We start from the raw sequence: 6,215 nt of genomic DNA on the forward strand, positions 1-6,215 counted from the left end.
TCACTTCCGCTTGCCCGCGTCAGTACGCTGCACAGCTGATCTACAACACCATTTTTGCTCCGACCGTTGTTCTTCGTGATGGCGTTTACACCAACGAGACCTATACCGGCGCTGACAACAAGACTGTTGGCGAGAAGTACATGGGTCTGAAGACTTCTATTGGCACTCTGAACGGTGTTGTTAAGGAGTCCAACAAGGACACCTACAAGCTGACCCTGACCATGACCACGGCTAACCAGAAGGACTCTGACAAGTACAAGGGTGACTATGTTTCTTCTTTCACCAAGGTTGCTAAGGACTACTCTGCTCTGACCAACCGTGTTGTTAAGGTTCTGTTCAAGGCTTCTGACGAAGTTTACGGCGTATTCGTAACCGACGACAGCTCCGTTCTGAACGGCGTTGTTAACGATTACGCAATCAACGGCGGCAAGCTGAAGTTTGATGGCACCAAGTACACCATCCTGAATCAGGGTGTAACCACTGGTAACGACCAGGAAGCTAAGGTAACTGAGGATAACACCGCTACTCAGAAGACCATCACCAGTTATGTAACTGACGCAACTGCAGCAACTAAGGCAGCTGACGTTAAGACCGTTCTGAATGATGACGACAAGGTTATCAGCATGGACGTTACCAAGTACATGGTTGGTAAGGTTTCCTACGTTGGCAAGGATTACGTAAACGTTGTTTACAAGGCAGGCTTCGGCGTTGCAAACTTCTCTGGCTATTCCAAGCTGGACAAGGATTCCTGCAACTCTGACGTTTCCGGCCTGAAGAAGGACGACTACGTTATCATCACCAACAGCAAGGTAAACTCCAAGCTGGACGCTGTTAAGGCTGACGTTGTTGAGGGCAAGATCACTTCTACCCGCGATAACAAGAATGACATCCGCATCGACAACAACTGGTACACTTCTGCACTGGCTTCTGGCGATGCTTCTAAGATTGCGCTGAGCAACACTGTTACTGTAGTAATCAAGAGCGGCTACGTTGTATACGTTGACGATTACAAGATTGGTTCTACCGACGTTGCTCTGATGATCGATGCAGCTAAGACTTCTGGCGTTGGCAAGAAGTGGCAGGCTGATATGCTCTTCCCGGATGGCACCCGCAAGACTGTTGACATTGATGAGGATAAGTCTGATATCCTTTCTAACGGTAATCTGGTATCCGGCCTGAAGGATAACTCGAGCAATGTTATCCCGACTCTGGTAACCTACTCTCAGTCTGGCAGCAAGTACGAGCTGGATCAGATTGTAATGGTTAACTCCAAGTATGCTGGTTACGATAACCATACTACGATTCCGGCAAATAGCTATGTTGATGACGGCAAGATCAAGAAGGCTGACAAGTCCACTCTGTCCTACATCAATGCTTCTGCTACCGTATTCGTTAAGTACGGCTCTGATGACTACAAGGTAGTTACCGGCGCGAACATGAAGAACTGGAGCGACAAGAACATCTTCTCCGGTGATATGCTGACCGACAATAGCGATGGTTATGCATACGCTAAGGTTGCATTTGTAAACACCAACAAGAATCCGTCTTCCGCTGACAAGACCTACGCTTACATCTTCGGTGTTGAGAACAACGCTAAGGATGCTAACAACAACGAGTACGTTGAGTACAACGTTTGGAACGGCACCGAGGCAACCACTCTGAAGGTTAAGCAGTCCGCTGGTTCTGCTTACGCAGAGGGCACTGTTGTTGAGTATACTCTGGATTCCGACGGCTACGCTGATTGCGACACCTACGTATACAAGACTAACCTGAATAAGGGTGCTCTGACCGGTTTCGCATGGGATAGCAATGGCAAGGACGGCAACGTAACCATCGCTCGCAATGGCTCTGTCGCTGCTGGCCAGACCATCGCTCGTGAGATCGACAAGAACGATACCATGGTACTGTTCGTTGATACCGACGCTCAGACCGGTGTTGCTGATGGCTCTCTCCAGACCGCTATCGAGAACTACGATAGCACTGGCAACGTTACCAGCTACAAGAACAACGTAATGTTCTACTCTAAGGACGGCAAGACTCTGGACGTTCTGGTTGTTGACGTTACTAATGAGCTGGACACCGACGTTTACCCGAACTAATCAACCTCTGTTGATTCGCTTCGTCTGAACGGCAAAATGAACCCCCGAGGAAATTTCCTCGGGGGTTTTCCCTATTTTTCACGCAAAAACCGCAAACGAGTACTTATACCCGTTCAGATTGAGGGCGCAGTTGCGGCTATTGAGCAGCTGAAAGCCGTCAGCGGTGACGCCGAGGCCGACGCTATCGCCGTACATCAGCGGCACGTCCTCGGACGCCAAACCGCCGTAAATGGCGCTGCTGTAGCCGGTGTAGCAGCCGTCGCGGAACACGAGCACGGCCTTTGGGTGATACCCCAGTGTGATAGTACGTTTTTCGGTTCCATCGCCGGTATATGTGCCGAAATTGCACGCAGTTTTAACCGTAAGCGTGGTTTTGACGGTGTTCATGTCATTTTGCAGGTCGGTGTCCGCCGCGGTGCGCGCGTTGGTTTCGGACTCGGCGGCGTGCTCGATCGCGGTAAGGCGGTTGCGCACGTCCTGCGCCAACTTGTCACCGTCCACACAGCCGCTCGGCAGCTTGCCAACCGACGCGTCGCGCACCTGTTTCTGCACGTTTTCGATCGCGTCCTGAACGGTCTGCGCCGGCACGCCCGCACTCGCGGTGTAGCCCAGTTTAGCCGCAGCCGAGAACTCGCCCAGCGCGTCGCACAGCCGGTTCAGCGCCTGCCGCAGCTCCTCCGGCGACGAGTCAAAGTACGTTTTCAGCTCCGCCGCCTGCATGTTCGGCTGGTCGGGCAGGTCCGCTAACCGTTTCGTGAACGCGCCCTGCCGATACGATTCAAATCCCATAAATATACCTCCTGTTCGGCGTTTCGCCGTTTGTTTGAGGTATAGAATAGCCGATTTTTCAGAAATTGCAAGAAAAACTTTTGGTTTTTTGCAAATTTTTCGGAGAAAGGGAAAACCCCGCTCAATGAGCGGGGTTTTGTTGTGCTGTTATGTTATAACAGTCAGGTGATTAGTCAGCAGTAACAGCAGCCGGAGTGGTATCCAGCTTCTTGCCGTCCTTGTACATAGCGCCCTTAGAGTCTACGAATACAGCAATTACTTCGTCGCCGTCCATGAAGAATACAGCATTCTTGAAGTATACGCCGTCCTTGGAGGTCTCGTCAGCAACGTCCAGTTCAACGCCTGCAACGCCCTTCTTGTCCTCGGTGTTAACGCCGATAACAACCAGATCGTCAGACAGGTCGTACTCCTTGTCGTCATTTACGCCGTAGAAGGAGATGGTATCCTTATCAAGAGACTTGATTGCAACTGCCTTGTCAACAGTCTTAACCTCGTCGCCAGCGGTGGTGATCTGAGCGTCCTTGTAGCTGTTCTGAATCTCGATCTCGGTTACGCCGTCAACGGTCTCAACCTCGGTGTAAGCGATGAAGGTGTTCTTGCCGAAGGACTTGTAAGCATCCTTAGTCTCAACCTTAACGTCTACGTTCTTGGTACCGTTCCAAACGGTGAAGTTGTAGTAGTTGGTGGAATCAGTCTTGGACTCGGACAGGTCGGATACCAGCATACCGTACTTAACGTCGGAGTTGCCGGTTACCTTCTGATCCGCACCCAGAACGACTGCGCCGATACCCATGTAGTAGTTACCGGAGGTCTTATCTGCCAGACCGCAGATGTAGCTCATGTAACCAGCGGTCTCATGGTTCTTCCAAGCTGCTACGGACTTGCCGGTGCGAACCTTAACGTCGTCCTTATCCTTAACGAATACAACAGCATCGTCAGCGAAACGAACGGTGGAAGCCTTGTTGCTGCCAACGGTTACGCCGGTGAACTTGCCATCCTTGTTGGTCAGGGTTGCCTTAGCACTGGTGGTAACATACTCATCGTAGCTGCCCTTCTCATCGTTGGACAGAGCGGTCAGTTCGTAGTCGCCGTTGGACTTAACGCTGTACTTGTACAGACGCTGTGCTACCATAGCTTTAGCAACGGTAGTAGCCTCAGTGTACACATCACCAGTCTTAGTCATGTCATCAACGTCTTTATCATTAACGTTTGCAACACTAACGTCCTTCTTAGAAGTGCCATCAGCGAAGTACAGGTTAGCAAGAATAACCTCGCCTGCATCGGTGCCATAGTTCTTTACAGCAGCCTTGTCAACGAACGCAATGTTGCTTGCGGAAACGCTGCCTGCGGTCTTGTCAGCGAAGAATACGAAGCCGTTTACGCCGTAGAAGTCGAACTCGTCATCAACAGCGATCTTGTTAGCGTCGGTGTTGGTCTTGTAGTTAGCAACCTTGTACCAGGTGGTGCCAACGCGAACGTCCTTAGCTACAGTAGTGTTGGTTCCGCCAACCTCTACGGTCGCGGTCTTGCGAGCAGCAACCTTGCCGGAAACGGTGGTAGCCTTAACGATGTTGGTGTAGCCGGTGGAGGTGTAAGCACCCTCGGTTACCAGAACGTAGTCGTCCTTCTTAGCGCCGTCGTACAGAGTAACGTCGTCGTCCTTCAGGTCGTAGTCAATGCCGGTCTTGGTGCCTGCAAACTGAGTGCCGCCCATAGCCTTCAGGGTGATGGAATCCGTGCCCTTGTAGGTTACCTTAGCAAAGGTGAACGGGGTGTAAACGCCGAAGTCGATCTTGTCGTCATCGTTGTTGTCGATCAGGGTTACGGTCTCGTAAGCCGGGATAGACTTCAGAGTAACACCGTCGGTGCCCTTCTCCTTGAACAGCTTGGTGTCGGTCAGGTCAGCAGTGGTGTAAACCTTGATGGTGTCCTCTGCGGTAGCAGAACCAGTAGCATTGGTCTTGTACTCGGTGCCGTTTACCTTGAACTTGCCGTTGGTCTTGTCAGCATCGTCGATGTCGTCAACCAGAGTGGTAACGGTCAGGTTCTTGTCGGTAGCGTAAACGCCGTAAACCTTGTCGGTCTCCTTGTACAGAACCTTAACTTCCTGACCCAGCAGAGAGGAGTAGTCCTTCTCAACCTTGGTCATAGACGGCAGGCCGTTAACAGTCAGACGGAAGGTATCCTTGCCATCTTCTTTGGAAACTGCAGCCAGTACGCCGGTGTCCTTGGACTCCAGACCCATGTACTTCTGACCGATGGTCTTGTTCGGAGTGCCAGCGTAGTTCTCGTTGGTGTAAGCGTCATCGCGCCATACAACGGTCTCAGTGTCGAGTGCGTTGTAGATCAGCTGTGCAGCGTACTGACGCGGGCACGGACCGGTGAAGGAAGTGTTAACGTCCTCCAGCAGGCCATTCTCGTCTGCCAGTGCATTGGTCTTTGCAGCCCAGTTCGTGCCTACCAGGCCTGCCTTGTTAGCGTCGTAGCCGAGGGTTACGAGCAGCATCTTTGCAGCTTCCTGAGCGCTTACCTTTTCGTTCGGAACGAACTTGGTGTTAGACTTACCAGCGATAATGCCCAGGGACTGGCAGTACTTGATGTAGCCGCGTGCCCAGTGAGAGCCAATATCGGTGAAGGAAGTCTTATCGTCGTTGTACGCAGAAGCGTCAGACTTGCCGGTACGCAGAACGTAGATCATCTTTGCCATATGCGCACGAGTTACAGTACCGTTCGGCTGGAAAGAGCCATCTTCAAAGCCCTCTACAATGCCCAGCGATACCAGAGTGTCCACTACATCAGCGTCAACCTTAATGTCAGCCGAATCCGTGAACGCTGCACCAGCAAACATGGTGAATGCGCAAGCAAACGCCAGTACCAGTGCAAGAACCTTTTTGAGATTCGCGTGAAAATCTAGAAACCATGGTATAACTCGCGAATTCGGAATATATTCGTGGATTTATTGAACTATTTTAGACTTTATACACTTCTTCTTGAATACCATTATATGGATACCACAAGCATTTTTAGGACATCTGTTTCAAAACTTATTTTTGGCAGATTGAACAAAAATCAGATTATAAATTTTACGAATTATATCATCCATCTGTCTGTGCTTAGAATGGGAAATATCCATTTATTGCATCTTTTTCTAAGGCATGCACAACATAAAAAAGTTCATAAAACATCGGATATCCTGCGGATTCCTAATCTAAGTGTATATTTTGAGATTTTCCTTGTAACTTCAAAAAGGTTCTTGCACTGGTACTGGCGTTTGCTTGCGCATTCACCATGTTTGCTGGTGCAGCGTTCACGGATTCGGCTGACATT

Annotated in this window: 3 protein-coding genes; 1 reads left to right on the plus strand and 2 read right to left on the minus strand. The window is 50.5% G+C overall.

The window, feature by feature from the left end; all coding sequences use genetic code 11:
• A partial coding sequence (locus DW088_RS15955) for a hypothetical protein (protein WP_158574727.1) occupies nt 1-2,099 on the plus strand: 2,099 nt, incomplete at its 5' end.
• 78 nt (nt 2,100-2,177) lie between these two features.
• On the opposite strand, the gene DW088_RS15430 is transcribed toward DW088_RS15955, so the two are convergent.
• Both DW088_RS15430 and DW088_RS15435 read right to left on the minus strand, forming a co-directional pair.
• The gene (locus DW088_RS15430; RefSeq protein WP_118361962.1) at nt 2,178-2,888 is read right to left on the minus strand and encodes a hypothetical protein; all 711 of its coding nucleotides are present in this window, start codon (nt 2,886-2,888) and stop codon (nt 2,178-2,180) included.
• Between the two features lie 169 nt (nt 2,889-3,057).
• Nucleotides 3,058-5,736: an S-layer homology domain-containing protein gene (locus DW088_RS15435; RefSeq protein WP_118361964.1), complete on the minus strand. Its 2,679-nt coding sequence runs from the start codon at nt 5,734-5,736 to the stop codon at nt 3,058-3,060.
• Between the last annotated feature and the right edge of the window lie 479 nt (nt 5,737-6,215).

This window comes from Butyricicoccus sp. AM05-1, assembly GCF_003474415.1.
Lineage (GTDB): Bacteria > Bacillota > Clostridia > Oscillospirales > Butyricicoccaceae > Agathobaculum > Agathobaculum butyriciproducens.